This window comes from Rhodococcus aetherivorans (genome assembly GCF_011058165.1).
GTDB lineage: Bacteria > Actinomycetota > Actinomycetes > Mycobacteriales > Mycobacteriaceae > Rhodococcus > Rhodococcus aetherivorans.
In genome coordinates this window covers 25,502-46,924 of sequence record NZ_JAALEG010000033.1, presented here as the reverse complement: position 1 = coordinate 46,924, position 21,423 = coordinate 25,502, and the positions used below count along the sequence as shown (strand labels likewise).

Genomic DNA, 21,423 nt, shown 5'->3' with positions numbered 1-21,423 from the left:
AGAATTCGACCAGTTAGGACGGATCCGGACATGAGCGTTCGAGAACTCACCCACTTCGTCGGGGGCAAGCACATCCCCGGTGCCTCCGACCGGTTCGCCGACGTCTTCGACCCCAACACCGGCGAGGTGCAGGCCCGGGTTCCGCTCGCCGACGTCGCCGAGGCAGAGGCCGCCATCGCGAACGCCGTCGAGGCTCAGAAGGAATGGGCCGCGTTCAACCCGCAGAAGCGCGCCCGCGTGCTGATGAAGTTCCTGCAGCTCGTGCAGGACGACATGGACAACCTCGCGCGGCTGCTGTCCTCCGAGCACGGCAAGACCGTCGCCGACGCCAAGGGCGACATCCAGCGCGGCCTCGAGGTGATCGAGTTCGCCACCGGCATCCCGCACCTGCTCAAGGGCGAGTTCACCGACTCCGCCGGCACCGGCATCGACGTCTACTCGATGCGCCAGCCGCTCGGCGTCGTCGCCGGCATCACCCCGTTCAACTTCCCCGCGATGATCCCGCTGTGGAAGGCCGGACCGGCCATCGCGTGCGGAAACGCGTTCGTGCTCAAGCCTTCCGAGCGCGACCCGTCGGTGCCGCTGCGCCTGGCGGAGCTGTTCATCGAGGCCGGGCTGCCCGCCGGCGTGTTCAACGTCGTCAACGGCGACAAGACCGTCGTCGACGTGCTGCTGACCGACGAGCGCGTCAAGGCCGTCGGCTTCGTCGGCTCCACGCCGATCGCCCAGTACATCTACGAGACCGCCGCCGCCCACGGCAAGCGCGCCCAGTGCTTCGGCGGCGCCAAGAACCACGCGATCGTCATGCCCGACGCCGACATGGACCAGGTGGCCGACGCCCTCGTCGGCGCCGGCTACGGCTCCGCCGGTGAGCGCTGCATGGCCATCTCCGTCGCGGTGCCCGTCGGCGAGGAGGCCGCCGAGGCTCTCGTCGCCAAGCTGAAGGAACGCGTCGCCGAGCTGAAGGTCGGCCGCAGCGACGACCCGAACGCCGACTTCGGCCCGCTCGTCACCGCCGAGGCTCGCCAGCGGGTGCACGACTACATCCAGTCCGGCATCGACGAGGGCGCAGAGCTCGTCGTCGACGGGCGCGACTTCGTGCTCGAGGGCCACGAGAACGGCTTCTTCTCCGGCGCCACCCTGTTCGACAACGTCACCGCGGAGATGAAGATCTACCGCGAGGAGATCTTCGGTCCCGTCGTGATCGTCGTCCGCGCGCACGACTACGAGGAGGCCCTGCGGCTGCCCTCGGAGCACGAGTACGGCAACGGCGTGGCCATCTTCACCCGCGACGGCGACACCGCCCGCGACTTCACCAACCGCGTCAACGTCGGCATGGTCGGCGTGAACGTGCCGATCCCGGTGCCGATCGCGTACCACACCTTCGGCGGCTGGAAGCGGTCCGGCTTCGGCGATCTCAACCAGCACGGCCCGGACTCGATCCGCTTCTACACCAAGACCAAGACCGTCACGCAGCGCTGGTTCTCCGGCCTGAAGGAGAACGCCGACCACTTCGTCATCCCGACGATGGACTAGGACGAGATACCGATGTTCACCCTCACCGACGACGACCGGGCGATCCGCGACACCGCCCGCGACTTCGCCGCCGAGTTCCTCGCCCCGAACGCGGTCGAATGGGACCAGACCAAGCACTTCCCGGTCGACGTCCTGCGCAAGGCCGCGGCCCTCGGGATGGGCGGCATCTACGTCCGCGAGGACGTCGGCGGGTCGGGCCTGCGTCGCCTCGACTCCGTCCGGATCTTCGAGGAACTCGCCAAGGGCTGCCCGTCCATCGCCGCCTACATCTCCATCCACAACATGGTCACGTGGATGATCGACCGGTTCGGCAACGACGAGCAGCGCCGCCGTTGGGTCCCCGGGCTCTGCTCGATGGACCAGCTCGCGAGTTACTGCCTGACCGAGCCCGGCGCCGGCTCCGACGCGGCGGCCCTGAGCACCAGGGCCGTCCGCGACGGCGACGAGTACGTCCTCACCGGCGCCAAGCAGTTCATCTCCGGCGCGGGCACGTCGGACGTGTACGTGGTGATGGCCCGCACCGGCGAGCCCGGCCCGCGCGGCATCTCCGCGATCATCGTCCCGAAGGACACCCCCGGGCTGTCCTTCGGCGCCAACGAGAAGAAGATGGGCTGGAACGCCCAGCCCACCCGGCAGGTGATCTTCGACGGTGCCCGGGTGCCCGCCGAGAACCTGCTCGGCGAGGAGGGCAGCGGTTTCCGCATCGCCATGCACGGGCTCAACGGAGGCCGGCTCAACATCGCCGCGTGCTCGGTCGGCGGCGCTCAGGCCGCGCTCGACAAGACCGTCGGCTACCTCGCCGAACGCAAGGCGTTCGGCGAGCGGCTGCTCGACTCGCAGGCCCTGCAGTTCCGGCTCGCCGACATGCGCACCGGCATCGAGGCCTCCCGCACCCTGCTGTGGCGCGCGGCCGACGCGCTGGACCGGAATGCCGACGACGTGGTCGAGCTGTGCGCCATGGCGAAGCGATTCGCCACCGATGCCTGCTTCGACGCCGCCAACGACGCGCTGCAACTGCACGGCGGCTACGGCTATCTTGCCGAGTACGGGCTCGAGAAGATCGTGCGGGATCTGCGGGTGCATCAGATCCTCGAAGGAACCAACGAGATCATGCGGGTGGTCGTCGCGCGCAGCGTGGTGGCCGCGGCGCAGAACGGAGCAAAATGACCGAGACGGAAGACGTCCTCGTCCGGGTCTCCGGCGGCATCGGCCGGATCACCCTGAACCGGCCCAAGGCCATCAACGCCCTGAACTACGACATGGTGAAGGTGACGGCCGCCGCGCTCGGCGAGTGGGCCGGGGACGACTCGGTCCGTGCGGTCGTCGTGGACGGGGCGGGGGAGCGCGGCCTGTGCGCCGGCGGTGACATCGTCTCGATCTACCACGACGCCCGCGACGGGGGCACCGGCTCGCAGGACTTCTGGCGCGACGAGTACATCCTCAACGCCGCCATCGGCCGCTACCCGAAGCCGTACGTGGCGCTCATGGACGGCATCGTCATGGGCGGCGGCGTCGGGATCGCCGCCCACGGCAACGTCCGCGTCGTCACCGAACGCTCCACGATCGCGATGCCCGAGGTGGGCATCGGCTTCGTCCCCGACGTGGGCGGCACCTGGCTGCTCTCGCGCGCACCGGGCGAGCTCGGCACCCACCTCGCCCTGACCACCGGCCGGATGACGGCCGGCGACGCCATCGCCCTCGGTTTCGCCGACCACTTCGTGCCGTCCGAGGCGCTCGACAAGTTCGTCGCCGCCCTCGAATCCGGCACGGTCGACGAGGCGCTCGCCGAATTCGCCCAGCCGGCCCCGGAGTCGCCGCTGCTCGCGCAGCGCTCCTGGATCGACGCCGCCTACTCGGCGCCGACCGTCGAGGAGATCGTCGCCCGACTGCAGGACGCCGAGGAGCCCGAGGCCCGCGCGGCCGCCGAGCAGATCCTCGGCAAGTCGCCCGTCGCGCTGAAGGTGACCCTGCGATCGGTGCGCCACGCCCGCGAACTCGGCAGCCTCGAAGAGGTGCTGAACGAGGAGTACCGGGTGTCCCTGGCGTCGTTGCGCTCGCACGACCTCGTCGAGGGCATCCGCGCGCAGGTGGTCGACAAGGACCGCAACCCGGCGTGGTCGCCGGCGACCCTCGCCGACGTCACCGACGCGGACGTCGACGCGTACTTCCAGCCACTCGGCGAGCTCGAACTCGGGCTCGTCGCACCCGAGAAGGAAACCGCCTGACATGAGCACACTGCCGAACGTCGCCTTCCTCGGTCTCGGCCACATGGGCGGGCCGATGGCCGCGAACCTCGTCAAGGCCGGCTACCCGGTCACCGGTTTCGACCCGGTGCCGGCGGCCCAGGAACAGGGCCGCGCCGACGGCCTCACGATCTCCGAGTCCGCGACCGACGCGGTCCGCGACGCCGACGTCGTGATCACGATGCTGCCCAACGGCGCCCTCGTGCTGAAGCTGTACGACGAGGTCCTGCCGGCCGCCCGGCCGAACACGCTGTTCGTCGACAGCTCCACCATCGACGTCGCCGACGCGCGCGCCGCCCACGAGAAGGCCGTGCAGGCCGGGCACCGCGCCATCGACGCGCCCGTCTCCGGCGGCGTGGCCGGTGCGGCCGCCGGCACCCTCGCCTTCATGGTCGGCGGGTCGGAGGAGGACTTCGAAGCCGCAAAGCCGCTGCTCGAGGTGATGGGTCGCAAGGTCGTGCACTGCGGCGGGTCCGGCGTCGGCCAGGCCGCCAAGATCTGCAACAACATGATCCTCGGCGTGTCGATGATCGCCATCAGCGAGGCCTTCGTGCTCGGCGAGAAGCTCGGACTGACCAACCAGGCCCTCTTCGACGTCGCGTCCAACGCCTCCGGCCAGTGCTGGGCGCTGACCAGCAACTGCCCGGTGCCCGGGCCGGTGCCCACCACCCCCGCCAACAACGACTACCAGCCCGGGTTCGCCGCCGCGCTCATGGACAAGGACCTCGGTCTGGCCGCGAACGCGTTGCGCGCCAACGGCGTCGACGCCGAGCTGGGGCTTCGGGCCGCGGAGATCTACCACCGCTTCAACGAGTCGGGTGGCGGCGGACTGGACTTCTCGGCCATCATCACCGAGATCCGCAACCGCTCGACAGAACAGGAAACCCAGTGACGGACTTCGAGACGATCCTGCTCGACCGCAAGGACCGCGTCGGCATCATCACGCTGAACCGGCCCAAGGCGCTCAACGCCCTCAACAGCCAACTGATGCGTGAGGTGGTGGCGGCCGTCGAGGAGCTCGAGGCGGATGCCGGTATCGGCGCCATCCTGCTCACCGGCTCCGAGAAGGCGTTCGCCGCGGGCGCGGACATCAAGGAGATGGCGCCGAAGACGTTCTCCGAGGTGTACGCGGAAGACCTGTTCTCGCAGTGGGATCGGCTCTCCTCGGCCCGCAAGCCGATCATTGCCGCCGTCTCCGGGTACGCCCTCGGCGGCGGCTGCGAACTGGCCATGCTGTGCGACTTCATCATCGCCGCGGACACCGCCAAGTTCGGCCAGCCCGAGATCAAGCTCGGCGTCATCCCCGGCATCGGCGGCTCGCAGCGGCTCACCCGCGCCGTGGGCAAGGCCAAGGCGATGGACATGTGCCTGACCGGCCGGAACATGGACGCCGAGGAGGCCGAGCGCGCGGGCCTGGTGTCGCGCATCGTGCCGGCCGCGGACCTGTTCGACGTGGCGCTCGAGGCCGCGACCACGGTGGCGTCGATGTCGCTGCCCGTCGCGATGATGGCCAAGGAAGCGGTCAACCGGTCCTTCGAGACCACCCTCGCCGAGGGCGTGAAGTTCGAGCGGCGGGTGTTCCACTCGACGTTCGCCACCGCCGACCAGAAGGAAGGCATGGCCGCGTTCGTCGAGAAGCGCGCGCCGGAGTTCAAGCACGCCTGATCGTCGTCCTCGACCGGGGCCGTTCCGCATCCTGCGGGACGGCCCCGATCCGTGTCACCACCTGGTGGGATCGCCTCCGGTGTCGAAGTCGCCGGCGTCGCGGCGCAGGCCGGCCAGGATCCGCAGCAGCGTCTCGAGCTGGTCGTCGGGCACGCCGGGCCGGGCGAACACCTCGGCGTTGAGCTTCTCGGTGGTCTCGACGGCCAGCGCCCGCCCCTCGTCGGTCAGTTCGACCAGTGTGGCGCGACGGTCGCTCGGGTGCGGGGTGCGGCGCACGAGCCCCGCGGTCTCGAGCCGGTCCACGGCATTGGTGACGCTGGTGGGGTGGACCTGCAGCCGGGCGCTGGCCTTCGCCATGGGCAGCGCCCCGGTCCTGGTGAAGTGCAGCAGGGTCAGCAGTTCGTACCGGGCGAACGTGAGCCCGAACGGTTTGAGAACCTCCTCGACCCGCGCCATCATGATCTGCTGCGCGCGCATCACGGAGGTCACCGCGGCCATGCCGTCCGCGACCTCACCCCAGCCGTGGGCCGTCCACTGGCGGTGGGCCTCGGCGATCGGATCGAGCGGTAGGGGTGCGGGCATACGTCGATCATCCCATGTCGCACGGTCTGGACGTGACGTGGACACGGCTTCCGGACCCCGCCGGGGCGGCCCGCGAACCGGCCGCCGTGAGTGAACGACACGCGGCGCGCGTGCGAACGGCACGTGAACATCGCACGGCGCCGAAAATCGCGTCCCCTCCGCCCGATTCGCGGCGGCTAGAGTGCGCGCGTGCACATCCTGTTCGTCTGCAGCGGCAACGTCTGCCGGTCCGTGATCGCGGAGCGGCTGACGCGGGCCTACGCGTGCGAATCGGGGTGGGCCGACCTGACCGCCGAGAGCGCGGGCACGCGGGCCCTCGTCGGGTATCCCGTCGAACCCCGGGCGGCCGCGGTCATCGCCGGTCTCGGCGCCGACGCGAGCGACTTCCGCGCCCGCCGGGTGACCGCGACGATGGTCGAGGGCGCCGACCTGGTCCTGACCATGAGCGAGGAGCAGCGCGACCGGGTCGCCGGCCTGACCGCCGGCGCCGCGGCGAAGTCGTTCACCCTGACCGAGGCGCACCGCATCGCGACCGTCACCGGTGCGGAGACGATCGCCCGGCTCGACGCCTGCCGGGATCCCAGCGGCGCGGCCCGCACCCCGAACATCCCCGACCCGATCGGCCTGTCCGAGCAGGCGTTCGTCGAGACCGGAGATCTCATCGCCGCCGCGCTGTTCCCGCTGCTCGACGTCCTCGCCGCCGCGGCGGTAGCCGCGGGTCAGCGACAGGCGTAGTCCGGGAACCGCTCGTCCACCTCGGCGTCGCTCAGACCGAAATCCTCGAGCCGGTAGCGGTGCGCCGGCCGGCGATCCCCGCTGCGGCTCTCGGCGTGCAGCGCGGCCATCGCCTGTTCGGCGCCGGCGGTGAGCGGGATGCCGAACCGGTCGTAGATCGCGCCGACCGTGCCGAGGGGATCGGCGACGAAGTCGCGGTAGTCCACGTCGACGAACCGATCCGGGTGGTGCCGGCTCCGTGCCGCGGTGAACGTGTCGAGCCCGCGCGCCCACAGGTCGAGCTGGCTGCGCCCGAGGCTCGCGCCCCGGAAGGTGTGCGACCAGCCGTCGGTGGCGTGCGCGGCCAGGCTGCACACCGACGGGATCACGGTGCGCGGGTCGCGGTGGGTGACGACGATCAGCGCGTCGGGGTAGACGGTGAGCAGTTCGTCGAGTGCGAACAGGTGGCTCGGGTTCTTCAGGACCCAGCGCTTGCCGGCGTCGGGCAGCCCGATCAGCTGCAGGTTCCGGCGGTGCCGGGCGTACGCTCCGGTCCAGTCCTGCCGCGCGAGCCAGCGCGAGTAGGTGGGCAGGTGCGCGAGGCATTCGTAGGACACCGATCGGAAGGACTGCCGCAGCAGCTGCCAGCACTCCTCGACCTCGCCGGCGGACATGTAGTGCACACCCATGAACTCCGGGTGCTCGACGTGGTGCTGCGCGAACCCGGCCTCGATGGCCGCGAACGCCGGGTTCCCGGCCCACGTCTCGCGCGGCGGCCGTGGCTGCGGCAGCTCGGTCAGCCACATCTCGAGTCCCTGGTGGCCGGGGTCGGCGGTGAGCAGGCGGTGCAGCGCGGTGGTGCCGGTGCGGGGGAGGCCGGTGACGAAGATCGGCCGTTCGATCGCGACGTCGGCGTGCTCGGGGTGCGCGCGCCAGGCCGATTCGCTCAGCAGCCGCGCGACGAGGGCGCCGCGCAGGAACACCCGCGACATCTTGCTGCCGAGCGGGGTGAGGTGTTCGTCGCGCGCATACGAGTCGAGGAGGACGCCGAGGGCCCCGGTGTAGTCGTCGTCGCCGAAGTCGGTCAGGCCGGTCAGCCGCGTCGCGGAGGCGTGCAGGTCCTCGACGGTGCCGACGCTGGTGCGTTCACTCATGGATCTCCCTTCCCTGTGCGCGCTTCTGGTAGTGCCGGCTACCGAAAACGCGCATGGCCGGTCAGTGGTGGTATTCGCCGCAGTTCACGTCCAGGCACTGGCCGGTGACGGCCCGCGCCAGCGGGGAGGCGAGGAAGATCACGGCGTCGGCCACCTCCTCGGTGGTGGGCAGGCGTTTGAGGTCGGTGCCCGCCGCGGTGTGCTGGTAGATCTGTTCGACGGTGGTGCCGTACTTCTCTGCCTGGTGCTCGAAGTACGCCTTCAGGGTTTCTCCCCAGATATAGCCGGGGGCAACGGAATTGACTCGGATTCCGTGAGGGCCGAGCTCGGTGGCGAGGGACTGTGACAGCGCGAGCAGGGCCGACTTGGCCAGCTTGTAGCTGCCGTAGCGCTCCTGCGAGTGTCGCAGCACCATCGAATTGATGTTCACCACCGAGCCCTTCGTCTCGGTCAGGGCGTCGGTGAACAGTTGGGTCAGGCGCAGCGCGCCGAGGACGGTGAGTTCCACGCTGTCGCGGATGTGCTGGAAGTCGGTGCGTGCCAACGGTTTCATCGACGGAACCGAGAAGGCGTTGTTGACCAGGGTGTCGACCCGGCCGAACTCGCGGAGGGCCGTCTCGACCAGCCGGGACGCGGAGCCGGTGTCGGTGATGTCGGTCGGGACGGACAGGGCGCGCCGGCCCAGGGCGGTGATCTCGGCCGCGACGTCGTCGAGGCGGGCGGCGGTGCGGGCGGCGAGCACGACGTCGGCGCCGTGCTCGGCGCACCGCACCGCAAGGGTGCGGCCGAGTCCGGGCCCGACGCCGCTGACCACGACGGTCTGTCCGGCGAGCAGGGGGCTCGGGGTGGTGGTCACGGCGCTCACCCGAGCATCCGGTCGGCGATCGCGGTCTGGCGGGCGGCGATCCGCGCGGACCACTGCTGGGGCGTGACCCGGTTGTGGTCGAGGAACGGCAGTGCCGCGGCCAGGTCGTCGAACGGGACCACCCGGGCCGTCGGGCCGTCCGCGGTCGTGAGGTCGCGGGAGAGGCGCTGCCAGCGGAACTGCAGGAACCCGCGGCTGCGGCCCAGGGTCTCGACCCAGTTGGCGACGCCGGGATTGCGGGCGGAGACGACCATGCGGATCATCCCGTCCGGATCGACCTGGGCCTGTGTGTTGTTCAGCGACGTCTGGTGGTGGATGTAGTCGAGCGAGATATACCAGAGGCTGCCCAGCTGGAAGCCCTGGTAGGGCGCGTCGGAGGCGGGGACGGTGAGGATCATCGCCTCGTCGTCGCGCAGGTCGAAGTGTCCGACGGACGAGTACTGGGTGGCCAGGCCGCCGGGCGTCGGCCGCGGTTCGGTGACCGTGTTGACCGGAAGGTCGAGGTAGAACCACTGCGGGAACTGCAGCCACGTCCGCACCCGGGACACGAGCGCGCGCCCGGCCCGCCGGTAGCGAGCGGCGGCGTCGTCCTGCGTCGGCTCGGGCGGCGGTGTGCCGAGCGCGTCGACCCGGTCGATGCGCAGGGTGCCGCGCCGCTGGGACCAGTCGCTGTAGACCTCCCGGACGACGAGCTGGGACGAGCCGGGGGCGAGGGTGAAGTAGTTGTTCCCGGGGTCGGCAGGGCCGGGACCGAACCGGGCCTCGAAGGTGCCGTCGTCGGCGATGCGCAGCTCGCGGTCGTCGAACGCGGTGACGTTGCCGGGTACCTCGGCGTCGGTGTAGTTGCCGGCGAGCACCTGGAAGCTCAGGTCGCAGGTGGTGCCGCGGCGGCCGGTGACGACGTACTCGGCGTCGTCGCGGATGCGCGCCCCGAAGTAGAGGGTGTCGGGGTTGTCGAGCCCCATCTTCGTGTAGGGCCCGGTGCCGGTGACGAACGTGGGGTGGGGGCTCTCGGCCGCCCACGCCGAGTGGACGCAGGCGGTGATCCCGCCGGCGAGGTAGCGGTACCCCTCGATCAGGTCCTGCTCGGTGCGGATGTGCGGCGCCGTCGCGACGAGCTTCTCGGCCTCGGCGATGGCGGATGTGAGCGGATCGGTGAGCACACGATCTCCTTGCGGTTCAAATATGTACCGGTGCGGTAGGCTCTCGGTGCAGCGACGATAGAACGTGTTCCAAGGAGGCGTCAATGACCGAGGCCGCCGCGACGTCGTCCGCTCGGCGTTCGCCGCCGACCGATCGGGTCGTGCAGGTCCTGGACCACCTGGTCGCGCACCCGGAGACCCGGTTCGGGCTCTCCGAGCTGGCGCGCCGGCTGGGCATGAGCAAGCCGACGTGCCTGGGGATCCTGACCGCCCTGACCGAGGCCGGCTACCTGATGCGCCATCCCGCCGACAGGACGTACGGCCTCGGTCCCGCGCTGATCGTCGCGGGCCGCGCCGCGCAGCGCGGCTTCGCCGTCGGTCCCGTCACCCACCGGCACCTGGCCGCGCTCGGCGCCGAGTTCGGTGCCACCTGCGCCGCGTCGGCGGTGGTGGGCGACCGCATCGCGGTCCTCGACGTCGCCGGGGCCGATCCGGACGGTGCCGGGGCGCGGGTGGGAGAGGTCTATCCGTTCGCGCCGCCGGTGGGCCTGATGTACGTGCTGTGGGACTCCGACGAGCGGCTCGAGCAGTGGCTCGCGCGCGAGCCGACGCTTCCGGTGCGGCTGGACCGGGACCGCCTGCGGGACGTGGTCGACGAGTGCCGCACCGCGGGATACCTGGTCGAGTCGCTCACCGCGGGCGGGCGGCGGTTGCACGCGCTCATGGCGGGCGTCGCCGCGCACGACCTGCCGTCCGAGCTGCGCGAACTGCTGGGGGAGATGGTGTCCAGCCTGGGGGAGCGGGTGCTGCTGACCGGGGCGGAACCGGCCGACGCCGAGCATCCGGTGAACCTGCTCGCCGCCCCCGCTTACGACGCGGACGGGCGGCAGTCGGTGGTGCTCACGCTCCACGTGGGCGCGACCCTGGCCAACCGGGAGATCGCCCGGCGCGGGGCGGCCCTCGTGGCCACCGCCGAGGCCGTCACGCGCGAGCTCGGCGGGCGTCGCCCGGCCCGGTGACGCGGGCGTCGCCCGGCCCGGTGACGGCCGGGTGTTGCGGCCCCGGGGGACCGAGCGAATGGATCATGCCGTCGGTCTGATCGAGTGGGCGATACATTCGCTCGCACCCCGCGAGGCGTTGACCCGGAACTGAAACTCGTTCTATTGTTCGGGGCGAAACCTTTCGACCGAGCCGGTACATATTTGGACCGGCGCTCGTGAGCTGGAGCCCCGATGACCCTCACGCCGTCGTACGAACTGTCCCTGCTGCGCGCGCTCGAGGCCGAGTCCGTGCACATCTTCCGGGAGGTGGCGGCCACCTTCGAACGTCCCGTGCTGCTCTTCTCCGGAGGCAAGGACTCCGCGGTGATGCTGCACGTGGCGGCCAAGGCGTTCTGGCCGGCGCCGATCCCGTTTCCGGTGCTGCACATCGACACCGGCCACAACTTCCCCGAGGTCCTCGCCTACCGCGACGCCGAGGCGGCCCGCCGGAGGGTGCGCCTGCTGGTCGCCTCGGTGCAGGACGACATCGACGCCGGCCGGGCCGTCGAGGACGTCGGCCCGCGCGCGAGCCGCAACCGGCTGCAGACCCGAACGCTGTTGCGCGCCATCCGCGAAGGCGGATTCGACGCGGTGTTCGGCGGCGCCCGCCGCGACGAGGAGAAGGCCCGCGCCAAGGAACGCGTGTTCTCCTTCCGCGACGAGTTCGGGCAGTGGGATCCCAAGGCGCAGCGTCCCGAACTGTGGCAGCTGTACAACGGCCGGCACCGCCGCGGTGAGCACATCCGCGTGTTCCCGCTGTCCAACTGGACCGAACTCGACGTCTGGAACTACATCCGCGACGAAGGCATCGAGCTGCCGTCGCTCTACTACGCCCATCGCCGCACCGTCGTCGAGCGCGACGGAATGCTGCTGGCGCTCAACGAGTTCCTCGCTCTGCTGCCGGACGACGAGCCGCGCGACGCGCTGGTGCGGTTCCGCACGGTGGGCGACGCCACCTGCACGGGGTGCGTCGAATCCGCCGCCGCCACCCCCGACGAGGTGGTCGCCGAGGTCGCCGTCAGCCGCGTCACCGAGCGCGGCGCCACCCGCGCCGACGACCGCATCTCCGAGGCCGGCATGGAAGACCGCAAGAAGGAGGGCTACTTCTGATGACCCGGTTGCTGCGCATCGCCACCGCCGGCAGCGTCGACGACGGCAAGTCCACGCTGATCGGCCGGTTGCTCCACGATTCCAAGGCCGTGCCCGAGGACCAGCTCGACGCCGTCACCCGCACCAGCCGCGAGCGCGGCATGGACACCCCCGATCTGGCGCTGCTCACCGACGGACTGCGGGCGGAGCGGGAACAGGGCATCACCATCGATGTCGCCCACCGCTACTTCTGTACCCCGCACCGCGCCTTCGTCGTCGCCGACACCCCCGGCCACGAGCAGTACACCCGGAACATGGTCACCGGCGCCTCGACCGCCGACCTCGCCCTCATTCTCGTCGACGCCCGCAAGGGCATCGTCGAGCAGACCCGCCGGCACGCCTTTCTCGCCAGCCTGCTCGGCGTCCCCCACCTCGTGCTGTGCGTCAACAAGATGGACCTGGTCGACTGGTCGCAACAGCGCTTCGACGAGATCTGCGCCGAATTCTCCTCGTTCGCAGCCAAACTCGACATCCACGACCTGACGTTCGTGCCGGTGTCGGCGCTGCTCGGCGACAACGTCGTCACGCGCACCACCACCATGACCTGGTACGAGGGCGCCTCGTTGCTGCACCGTCTCGAGCAGGTGCACATCGACTCCGATCGCAACCTCATCGACGCGCGATTCCCCGTCCAGTACGTGCTCCGCCCCGGTCACGGGGAGCACCGCGACTTCCGCGGCTACGCCGGCACCGTCGCGAGCGGGGCGTTCGCCCCCGGCGACGAGGTGGTGGTGCTGCCCTCGGGCTACGGCACGCGTGTGCGCGCCGTCCACGGACCGGGCGGCGACCCGGTGCCGAGCGCCTTCGCGGGCAGCGCCGTGTGCCTCGAACTCGAGGACGACCTCGACGTGGGCCGCGGTGACATGCTGTGCCGCCCGGGGAACCGCCCGCTCGTCGGGCACGAGCTCGACGCGATGGTGTGCTGGCTCGCCGAGGGCCCGGGTCTCGCACCCGACGCCACCTACACCCTGCTGCACACCACCAACGCCACCGCCGCGCACGTGGTGCGGCTCGACTACCGGCTCGACGTCACCACCCTCCACCGCGACGGGACGGCACGATCGCTGACCCTCAACGAGATCGGACGGGTGCAGCTGCGGACCCGCCGTCCCGTGCTGTTCGACCCCTACCGGCGCAACCGGACCACCGGCAGCTTCGTGCTCGTCGACGACGCGACCGGCAGCACCGTCGCCGCCGGGATGATCACCGGACCCACCCTCGCCGCCGCCCCCGTCGTGTGGCACGCGGCGGAGGCGACCCGCGCCGAACGCCTCTCGCGCGGCGCGACGGTGTGGCTGACCGGCCTGTCGGCGTCGGGCAAGTCCACCGTCGCCGCGGCGCTCGAGCGGCGCCTGCTCGCGGCCGGTGTCCCGGCCTACCGGCTCGACGGCGACAACCTGCGCCACGGCCTCAACGCCGACCTCGGCTTCGGGCCGCGGGACCGCGCGGAGAACGTCCGGCGCGTCGGCGCGGTGGCGCAGCTGATGGCCGACGCGGGCCTGGTGACGATCTGCGCGCTCATCAGCCCGTACCGGTCCGACCGGGACCGGATCCGCGAGCAGCACCGGGAGGCCGGGCTGCCGTTCCTCGAGGTGTTCGTCGACACCCCGCTCGCCGACTGCGAGGCCCGCGATCCGAAGGGCATGTACGCCCGGGCCCGGGCCGGGGAGATCACCGGGTTCACCGGTATCGACGACCCCTACGAGGCGCCCACCCGGCCGGACCTGGTGCTGCGGCCGCAGGACGGCGATCCGGTCGCACAGGCCGGGCTGGTCATGGAATTGTTGGCCCCATGACCGATGACGCCGCCCTCGCCGCCGAGATCGCCACCGCTGCAGGCGAACTGTTGCTGACCGTCCGCGCGGCCGAGGCCGACACGCTCACCGGTCGCGAACTCGGCCGCCGCGGCGACCGCGCCGCCGATACGTACATCCTCGAGCGGCTCGCCGCCGAGCGCCCCGGCGACGCGGTGCTCTCGGAGGAATCCGCCGACGATCCGGTGCGGGTGCACGCGAAGCGGGTGTGGATCGTCGACCCGTTGGACGGGTCCAAGGAGTACGGCATGCCGGACCACGAGGACTGGGCCGTGCACGTCGCGTTGTGGGAGGCCGGCAGGGGTATCACCGCCGCCGCCGTCGCTCAGCCGGCCGTCGGTGCCGTCTACGGCACCGACGACGTCCGTCCCGCCGAACTGCGGCCGCTGGCCGGCCGACGGCCCCGGATCGTCGTCAGCGGCAGCCGGCCGCCGGCCTTCGTCGCCGACGTCGCCCGGGCCGTCGGCGCCCACGTGGTGCGGATGGGTTCGGCCGGGGCCAAGGCCATGGCGGTGGTGCGTGGCGACGTCGATGCCTACGTGCACGCCGGCGGGCAGTGGGAGTGGGACTCCGCGGCGCCGGTGGGGGTCGCGCAGGCGGCGGGGCTGTACTGCGCCCGCATCGACGGCAGCGAGCTCGAGTACAACCGCCCCCACCCCTACATGCCGGACCTGGTGATCTGCCGGCCGGACTGGGCGCCGACCCTGATGGCCGCGATCGCCGAGCATGCCGGCGCGCCCACCGACAGCGCCCGCGTCGCCATGGCCCGCTCCTACATCCGCTCCCTCGTCGGACACGACGCATCACACGTGCGGCTCGCGGCCGACGCGTGGCGGGTCGAGAACGGCGTGCGCACCGGCGACAGCGGCGTCGAGATCCGCGACCGGCTCGAGCAGGGCCCCGAGTACCGCTCGATCCGTCGTGTGCGGGAGCTGACGTTTCGCGAGTGGGACGACAACGTCGTCGCGCGGTTCCTGCTCGACCTCGACGCCGGCGACGGCACCCTCACCGTGGCGGTCACCGAGCACTTCGCCATCCCAGCGGGGGAGATCCGGTCGATCATGGCGATCATCGAGCCGCACGAACCCAAATAGTTTACTGTTTGTGTTCATTGAATGGCTAACGATCGAGTAGCTCGGAGGACCCCATGGACCACGCCCGCGACATCGGCGACGGCATCTACCGCATCCCCGTACCGGTGAGCGACCTGCCGGTCGGCGACACCCAGGTGTATGCGATGGAGTCGCCGCGCGGGCTGGTCCTCGTCGACGTGGGCTGGAACGACGACACGTCCTGGGCCGCGCTGCAGGACGGCCTCGCCGCCGTCGGCGCCTCCGTCGCGGACGTCGAGGGGGTCGTCGTCACCCACTTCCATCCCGACCACGTCGGTCTGACCGGCCGGATCCGGGAGGCGTCGGGCTGCTGGGTCGGCATGCACGAGGACGACTTCGGCCAGCTCGAGCTCATGATCTCCGGCGACGGCAACGCCGAGTGGGAGGCCGAGCAGTGGCGCCGCGCCGGCGCCCCGGACGACGAGATCACCACCTACCTCGACCGGGTGAACGGGGAACGCGCAACCGGCAAGCCCGACGTCCATCCCGACCGCAAGCTCGCCACCGACGAACGGATCACGCTCGCCGGCCGCACCCTGCGCACAGTGTTCACCCCCGGGCACACCCCCGGCCACGCCTGCTTCTACATCGAGGAGCACGACATCCTCTTCAGCGGCGACCACGTCCTCGCCACCACGACCCCGCACGTGGGCGACTTCGATTTCCCCCTCCCCGAACGCGACGCCCTCGGCGAATTCATCGACTCCCTGCGCGCCGTCGGCACGCTCCCGGCCCGGCGCACCCTGCCCGCGCACCGGCAGCCGATCGACGACCTCGCGGCCCGCACCGACGCGCTCGTCGAGCACCACGAGCGACGCCTCGACGATCTGTACGCGGCGTTCGGCGACGAGGAGCTGACGCTGTGGCAGGCTGCCGAGCGGATGACGTGGTACCGCCCCTGGGACCAGACTCCGCCCACGGGCAAGCAGATGGCGCTGTCCGAGGCCTCGGCGCACGTGCGGCACCTCATCGAGAGAGGCCGGGCGCGCCGGGTCCCGGGCACCGATCCGGCGCGCTTCGCCCGGGCCTGACGGAAGGAACCGCATGACCCCCGACGAGCTCGTCACCGAATTCTGCCGCCGTTGGGCCGATCCCGACCCGGCCGTGCTCGCGTCCTACTTCACCGACGACGCCGTCTACCACAACATCCCGATGGAACCGGTGCGCGGGCGCGCGGCGATCGAGGAGTTCATCGCCGGGTTCGTCGCCTCGTTCGGCGGCATCGATTTCCGCATCCGGCACCAGGCTGTCCACGGCGGCGTGGTGCTCAACGAGCGGGTCGACGTGTTCACGCTCGGGGGACGGACCGTCGAACTGCCGGTGATGGGGACTTTCGAGGTCGTCGACGGCAGGATCGCCGGCTGGCGCGACTACTTCGACATGGCGCCGATCACCGAGGCCGCCCAGCAGGATCCGGCGGACTGACACCCGGTCTCGCGGTCGTCGGCCGCAGGTGACCGAGTTGATCCGGCCGTGGGAGAGTCGGTGCATGCACGCAGTGAGTGCCGATGCTCCCGGGAGTCGGGCCGAGGTCCGTGACGTAGCCGGGCCCACGGCATGAAGGGGAATTCATGACGCTCTCCCCAGGCGGGCGGATCGGCCTGGCCGGAGCTGCGGTGGTCGGAGTCGCTTCGGCATGGCCCGCTACGCCTACGGCCTGACACTGCCCGATATCCGGGAAGACCTGCGGCTCTCCGAGCTGGTGCTCGGCCTCGTCGCCAGCGCAACGTTTGCGGGCTACCTGGCCGGTCTGTTGCTCGCCGGACGGCTCGCCGCTCGCCGCGGCTCGCCGCTCGCCGCGGGTCGCGCGCGCCGACGACAGCGGGCGGGGCCTGCGGCGCTGCGGGGGCGGTGATCGTGACTTTCGCGCAGTCCCCGGGGCTGCTTGCCGTCGGTGTCGTTTTGGCCGGCAGCGCCGGTGGCTGGGTCTGGGCGCCTTACTCCGACATAGTGACGCGATCGGTGCCCTCGCGGCAGCAGCCCCGAGCGTTGGCGATCATCACCACCGGCACCAGCGGCGGACTGGTGCTGCTGGGCGCGCTGGCCGTCCTGGCTGCGGTGGGCTTGTGGCGCCTGGTGTGGGCCGGCATCGCCCTCGCTGCCGTGGCCGCCGCACTCGTGAACCTGCGCCTGGTGCCGCGGACCGGGTCGGCCCCACGTCCGGAGGGGCGAGCCGGTGCCTCCTCGCTGGTGGCAGCGCTTCGGGTCCCGGTAGCCTACTCCGTTGTCTACTTCGCGGTCGTGGTCGTCTACTTCCCCTATGCCGCCGACGTCCTGGACAGCGGCACCCTCCCGGCGGCGGCCGTCCCGGCTCTCTACGCGGCCCTCGGTCTCACCGGCATGGTGGGGGTGGCGACCGGAACCCTCGGGCAGCGACTGGGCAGCGTCCGGGTCGCCGCGCTGTGCCTTGCAACGGTCGGTGCGGCGCTGGTGCTGCTCGGGCTGGCAGGTGGCTCCGTAGCCACGACCGCACCCTCGGCGGGCATCTTCGGCATGGGGTACATGACAGGATCCGCGGTGCTCGCGGTCTGGACCGCCGAGCTGGTACCCGAGCGCGCCGGTGCGGCGTTCACAGCCTGCCTGGTCGTGGGAGCCCTCAGCCCGGTCGCAGCACGCCGGTGCCGCGATACCCGCCCTCGGTCTGGGGTCGCTGCTCGTCGTCACCGCGGCGGTGTCACTGCTCAGCGCGGTGGCGCTGATGCTGTACGGGTTCTCGCACGGGGCGGCAGTCGGTGACATCGGACGATGAACACAGAATCTCTGGGCGTGGACGATGCGCACATCCTGCTTCGTGACGAGTCCGCGTTTCACAACACCTGGTCTCGACGTCCTGCCGCTCTGCGCCAGGTCCGGGCCGCAGAACGGGAACGGCCCCGCGTCGCACTGCGACGCGGGGCCGTTCCCGTGGTGCCCTCGGCAGGATTCGAACCTGCGACTTCTTGCTCCGGAGGCAAGCGCTCTATCCCCTGAGCTACGAGGGCGTTCCGGACTCCACCGGTTGCTCGGTGGGGCGGGAGTTAGCGTAGCGCATTGTCGGCGATACGCCACATCGCCTGGTCGGAGGGGGTTTCTCCGGCGCTCGTCGGGTATCCGGCAGGCACGGATGCGCCGTCCGGGAGGAACTCTTCGGCGAGTGTTTCCCGGAACGGCCGGCGTGGGCCACCCGCCCGGGGCAGGCTCGAACCCGAGACCGGACCACACCGCACCCGCAGGAGAGGACCGTACGTGGACGCAGAATCCGACACGGCAACTCGGACCGGACCGCTGAGCTCCGAGGAGCTCGCCGCGCTCGACACCTGGTGGCGAGCCGCGAACTACCTGTCGGTGGGGCAGATCTACCTCATGGGCAACCCCCTGCTGCGCGAGCCGTTGCGTCCCGAGCACATCAAGCCCCGGCTGCTCGGACACTGGGGCACCACCCCGGGGCTGAACTTCGTCTACGCCCACCTCAACCGGGCCATCGTCGCCCGCGAGCTGGACATGATGTACGTGATGGGCCCCGGCCACGGCGGGCCCGGGCCGGTCGCCGCAGCCTGGCTCGAGGGCACCTACAGCGAGATCTATCCGGACATCTCCCGCGACGCGGACGGCATGGCGCGGCTGTTCACCCAGTTCTCGTTCCCCGGGGGGATTCCCAGCCACGTCGCCCCCGAGACGCCCGGATCCATCCACGAGGGCGGCGAGCTCGGGTACGCCCTGTCGCACGCCTACGGGGCCGCGTTCGACAACCCGGACCTGATCGTCGCTGCCGTGGTGGGCGACGGCGAGGCCGAGACCGGCCCGCTGGCCACCAGCTGGCACTCCACCAAGTTCGTCGACCCGCGCCGGGACGGCGCCGTGCTGCCGATCCTGCACCTGAACGGGTACAAGATCGCCAATCCGACCGTCCTCGCCCGCATCGAACACGAGGAACTCGAGCACCTGCTCCGCGGCTACGGCCACGATCCGGTATTCGTCGAGGGCTCCGATCCCGAGCGCATGCACCAGGCGTTCGCGGCGGCCCTGGACCACTGCGTCGATGCGATCCTCGAGATCCGGCGCCGCGCCCGCCGCGACGGGGTCACCGAGCGACCGCGCTGGCCGATGATCGTGCTGCGTTCCCCGAAGGGCTGGACCGGACCGAAGGAGGTCGACGGTCTCCCGGTCGAAGGGTACTGGCGCTCGCACCAGGTGCCCTTCGCCAATGCCCGCGACGACGAAAGCCACCGCAAGATTCTCGAGGAGTGGCTGCGCAGTTACCGGCCCGAGGAACTGTTCGACGACCACGGTGCCCCCGTGCCCGCGATCCGCGACCTGCACCCGGCGGGGGAGCGGCGGATGAGCGCCAACCCCCATGCCAACGGCGGGCCGCTCGTACGAGACCTGGCGTTGCCGGACTTCCGCGACTACGCCGTGCCGGTCGAGGCGCCCGGTACCGGCAGCGTCGAATCGACCCGCGTGCTCGGTACCTTCCTGCGCGACGTCATGCGCGAGAACGCGACCACCTTCCGTGTGTTCTCCCCGGACGAGAACAACTCCAACCGGCTCGGTCCCGTCCTCGAGGCCACCGCACGCACCTGGAACGCCCGCATCCTGCCCACCGACGACCGGCTCGCCCCCGACGGGCGGGTGATGGAGATCCTGTCCGAGCACACCTGCCAGGGCTGGCTCGAGGGCTATCTGCTGACCGGCCGGCACGGCTTCTTCTCCTGCTACGAGGCCTTCGTCCACATCGTCGACTCGATGTTCAACCAGCACGCCAAGTGGCTGCGCACCACCAACGGCATCGACTGGCGCCGGCCGATCCCGTCGCTGAACTACCTGCTCACCTCGCACGTGTGGCGGCAGGACCACAACGGCTTCTCGCACCAGGACCCGGGCTTCATCGACCACGTGGTCAATAAGAAGGCCGACGTCATCCGCGTGTACCTGCCGCCGGACGCGAACACCCTGCTGTCGGTGGCCGACCACTGCCTGCGCACCCGGCAGTACGTCAACGTGATCGTCGCCGGCAAGCAACCGCAACTGCAGTACCTCGACATGGATGCGGCAATCGTGCACTGCACCAAGGGAATCGGGATCTGGGACTGGGCGGGTACCGACAAGGGGGCCGAACCCGACGTGGTGCTCGGCTGCGCCGGCGACGTGCCCACCATGGAAACCCTCGCCGCCGTGGAGATCCTGCTCGAATGGTTCCCCGACCTGAAGATCCGCGTCGTGAACGTCGTGGATCTGATGCGGCTGCAGGACCACACGGAGCATCCGCACGGACTGTCGGACCGCGAATTCGACTCGCTGTTCACCACGGACAAGCCGGTGATCTTCGCCTACCACGGCTACCCGTGGCTGATCCACCGCCTGACGTACCGGCGAACCAACCACGACAACATCCATGTGCGCGGGTACAAGGAGGAGGGCACCACCACCACGCCGTTCGACATGTGCGTGCTCAACCAGATCGACCGGTTCGACCTCGCCATGGACGTCGTCGACCGGGTGCCCCGTCTGTATCCGATCTCCGCGTACGCGCGCGAGCACCTGAAGAACCGGCTGGTCGAGCACCACCAGTTCATCCGCACCCACGGGGAGGACATGCCCGACATCCGCGACTGGGAGTGGGGCCGGGCCGGACGGTAGACACCGACGGGGGACCCGGACGGTAGACACCGACGGGGGACGGCCCGGTGGGCCGTCCCCCGTCCGCGGGTCCGGTCGGTCAGTTCATCGGCAGCGGCTGCGCGCCCCGCTCCGCCAGCATCGACGTCATGAGTTCCGACTCGCTGGTCTGGGTGTCGACCATCGTCTGCGCCAGGGTCCGTACCGCCGGCTGGCCCGCGTACTGCGCGCCGTACTCCATCATCGGCAGCCCGCCCTCGTGGTGGCGCAGCATCAGCTGCAGGAACAGCACGTCGAGTTCCGGGCCGGTGGCGCGGCGCAGGTTCGCCAGGTCCTCGGACGTCGCCATGCCGGGCATCCGGCCGGCGCCGCCGCCGTCGGAGTGGCTCGTGCTCCCGTGGTCGTGGCCGGACTCCTCGGTCATCCACGTCATGTAGTCACCGGTGGGCAGCAGCGGCTGCCCCCACAGCGACAGCCAGCCCTGCATCTGCCCGACCTGGTTCTGCTGGGTGGTGAGAATGTCGTACGCGAGGTTGCGCACCCGCTGGTCGCCCGACACCGTCAACGCGACGGTGGCCATCTCGATCGCCTGGCTGTGGTGGACGGTCATGTCCTGGGCGAATCCCACGTCGACGGAGCCGGCGGCCGGCGTCGCCGGCGGCGAGTCCTCGAGCGGGATTCGGGCGAGGAACCCGAGCAGGAAACCGATCGCGACGGCGGCGACGAGACCGAGGATCAGCAGCGCCCTGCGTCGGCCCGTCTCCTGGGGGGTGGGAGTCCCCTGGGCGGTGGGAGCGGAATCGTGCGTCACG

19 protein-coding genes, 1 tRNA gene and 1 pseudogene are annotated in these 21,423 nt (G+C 70.8%); 15 read left to right on the top strand and 6 right to left on the bottom strand.

What is annotated here, in order from left to right; translation table 11 throughout:
* Positions 1-30: 30 nt before the first annotated feature.
* The 5 genes from G6039_RS14950 to G6039_RS14930 are packed head-to-tail and all read left to right on the top strand — an operon-like array spanning position 31 to position 5,444.
* Positions 31-1,536: a CoA-acylating methylmalonate-semialdehyde dehydrogenase gene (locus tag G6039_RS14950; RefSeq protein ID WP_006940176.1), complete on the top strand. Its 1,506-nt coding sequence runs from the start codon at positions 31-33 to the stop codon at positions 1,534-1,536.
* A 12-nt stretch (positions 1,537-1,548) separates the two neighbouring features.
* Positions 1,549-2,703: an isobutyryl-CoA dehydrogenase gene (locus G6039_RS14945; protein ID WP_029542900.1), complete on the top strand. Its 1,155-nt coding sequence runs from the start codon at positions 1,549-1,551 to the stop codon at positions 2,701-2,703.
* Entirely contained in the window at positions 2,700-3,761 is a 1,062-nt protein-coding gene (locus tag G6039_RS14940) for an enoyl-CoA hydratase/isomerase family protein (RefSeq protein ID WP_029542902.1), read from the top strand. Before G6039_RS14945 ends, G6039_RS14940 begins: the two co-directional genes overlap by 4 nt.
* A gap of 1 nt (position 3,762) precedes the next feature.
* On the top strand, positions 3,763-4,671 hold the full coding sequence (gene mmsB, locus G6039_RS14935) for a 3-hydroxyisobutyrate dehydrogenase (protein ID WP_006940179.1): 909 nt from the start codon (positions 3,763-3,765) through the stop codon (positions 4,669-4,671).
* A complete protein-coding gene (locus G6039_RS14930) occupies positions 4,668-5,444 on the top strand; it encodes an enoyl-CoA hydratase (protein ID WP_006940180.1) in 777 nt (258 codons plus the stop codon). Before mmsB ends, G6039_RS14930 begins: the two co-directional genes overlap by 4 nt.
* Before the next feature lie 54 nt (positions 5,445-5,498).
* Here the strand turns inward: G6039_RS14930 and G6039_RS14925 are convergent, their stop codons facing one another.
* Positions 5,499-6,026, bottom strand: coding sequence for a MarR family winged helix-turn-helix transcriptional regulator (locus G6039_RS14925; protein WP_006940181.1), 528 nt, complete (start codon positions 6,024-6,026; stop codon positions 5,499-5,501).
* 189 nt (positions 6,027-6,215) lie between these two features.
* Here G6039_RS14925 and G6039_RS14920 point away from each other — a divergent pair, with 189 nt between their 5' ends.
* Complete coding sequence (locus tag G6039_RS14920) at positions 6,216-6,761, top strand: arsenate reductase/protein-tyrosine-phosphatase family protein (RefSeq protein WP_006940182.1); 546 nt, start codon at positions 6,216-6,218, stop codon at positions 6,759-6,761.
* On the opposite strand, the gene G6039_RS14915 is transcribed toward G6039_RS14920, so the two are convergent.
* The 3 genes from G6039_RS14915 to G6039_RS14905 form a co-directional block, all read right to left on the bottom strand.
* Entirely contained in the window at positions 6,746-7,894 is a 1,149-nt protein-coding gene (locus G6039_RS14915; RefSeq protein ID WP_006940183.1) for a sulfotransferase family protein, read from the bottom strand. The two genes, G6039_RS14920 and G6039_RS14915, sit on opposite strands and share 16 nt — an antisense overlap.
* Positions 7,895-7,955: 61 nt before the next feature.
* Entirely contained in the window at positions 7,956-8,759 is an 804-nt protein-coding gene (locus G6039_RS14910) for an SDR family oxidoreductase (protein WP_029542907.1), read from the bottom strand.
* The gene (locus tag G6039_RS14905) at positions 8,756-9,922 is read right to left on the bottom strand and encodes a hypothetical protein (protein WP_043797220.1); all 1,167 of its coding nucleotides are present in this window, start codon (positions 9,920-9,922) and stop codon (positions 8,756-8,758) included. Before G6039_RS14905 ends, G6039_RS14910 begins: the two co-directional genes overlap by 4 nt.
* Before the next feature lie 83 nt (positions 9,923-10,005).
* On the opposite strand from G6039_RS14905, the gene G6039_RS14900 reads away from it, so the two are divergent.
* The 8 genes and pseudogenes from G6039_RS14900 to G6039_RS14870 form a co-directional block, all read left to right on the top strand.
* Entirely contained in the window at positions 10,006-10,920 is a 915-nt protein-coding gene (locus tag G6039_RS14900; protein WP_043797219.1) for an IclR family transcriptional regulator, read from the top strand.
* Positions 10,921-11,133: 213 nt separating this feature from the next.
* Entirely contained in the window at positions 11,134-12,051 is a 918-nt protein-coding gene (gene cysD / locus G6039_RS14895) for a sulfate adenylyltransferase subunit CysD (protein WP_029542913.1), read from the top strand.
* Complete coding sequence (gene cysC / locus G6039_RS14890) at positions 12,051-13,886, top strand: adenylyl-sulfate kinase (protein ID WP_043797218.1); 1,836 nt, start codon at positions 12,051-12,053, stop codon at positions 13,884-13,886. Before cysD ends, cysC begins: the two co-directional genes overlap by 1 nt.
* On the top strand, positions 13,883-14,998 hold the full coding sequence (locus G6039_RS14885) for a 3'(2'),5'-bisphosphate nucleotidase CysQ (protein ID WP_006940198.1): 1,116 nt from the start codon (positions 13,883-13,885) through the stop codon (positions 14,996-14,998). Before cysC ends, G6039_RS14885 begins: the two co-directional genes overlap by 4 nt.
* Before the next feature lie 53 nt (positions 14,999-15,051).
* Positions 15,052-16,047 carry an MBL fold metallo-hydrolase gene (locus tag G6039_RS14880; RefSeq protein ID WP_043797217.1) on the top strand — a complete coding sequence of 332 codons (996 nt, stop codon included), beginning with the start codon at positions 15,052-15,054 and terminating at the stop codon, positions 16,045-16,047.
* 13 nt (positions 16,048-16,060) lie between these two features.
* Entirely contained in the window at positions 16,061-16,441 is a 381-nt protein-coding gene (locus G6039_RS14875; protein ID WP_006940201.1) for a limonene-1,2-epoxide hydrolase family protein, read from the top strand.
* A gap of 211 nt (positions 16,442-16,652) precedes the next feature.
* The gene (locus G6039_RS30610; protein WP_231385889.1) at positions 16,653-16,871 is read left to right on the top strand and encodes a YbfB/YjiJ family MFS transporter; all 219 of its coding nucleotides are present in this window, start codon (positions 16,653-16,655) and stop codon (positions 16,869-16,871) included.
* Positions 16,859-17,752 (top strand): annotated as a pseudogene (locus G6039_RS14870) (MFS transporter); the annotation flags it as partial. The gene G6039_RS30610 and the pseudogene G6039_RS14870, both read left to right, overlap by 13 nt.
* A gap of 169 nt (positions 17,753-17,921) precedes the next feature.
* On the opposite strand, the gene G6039_RS14865 reads toward G6039_RS14870, so the two are convergent.
* Positions 17,922-17,997: transfer RNA gene (locus G6039_RS14865), tRNA-Arg, on the bottom strand.
* 244 nt (positions 17,998-18,241) lie between these two features.
* Between G6039_RS14865 and G6039_RS14860 the strand changes: the two genes are divergently transcribed.
* Positions 18,242-20,632, top strand: coding sequence for a phosphoketolase family protein (locus G6039_RS14860; RefSeq protein WP_043797215.1), 2,391 nt, complete (start codon positions 18,242-18,244; stop codon positions 20,630-20,632).
* 79 nt (positions 20,633-20,711) lie between these two features.
* Here G6039_RS14860 and G6039_RS14855 read toward each other — a convergent pair whose 3' ends face one another.
* Positions 20,712-21,422 carry a DUF305 domain-containing protein gene (locus G6039_RS14855; RefSeq protein ID WP_029542924.1) on the bottom strand — a complete coding sequence of 237 codons (711 nt, stop codon included), beginning with the start codon at positions 21,420-21,422 and terminating at the stop codon, positions 20,712-20,714.
* Position 21,423 lies beyond the last annotated feature (1 nt).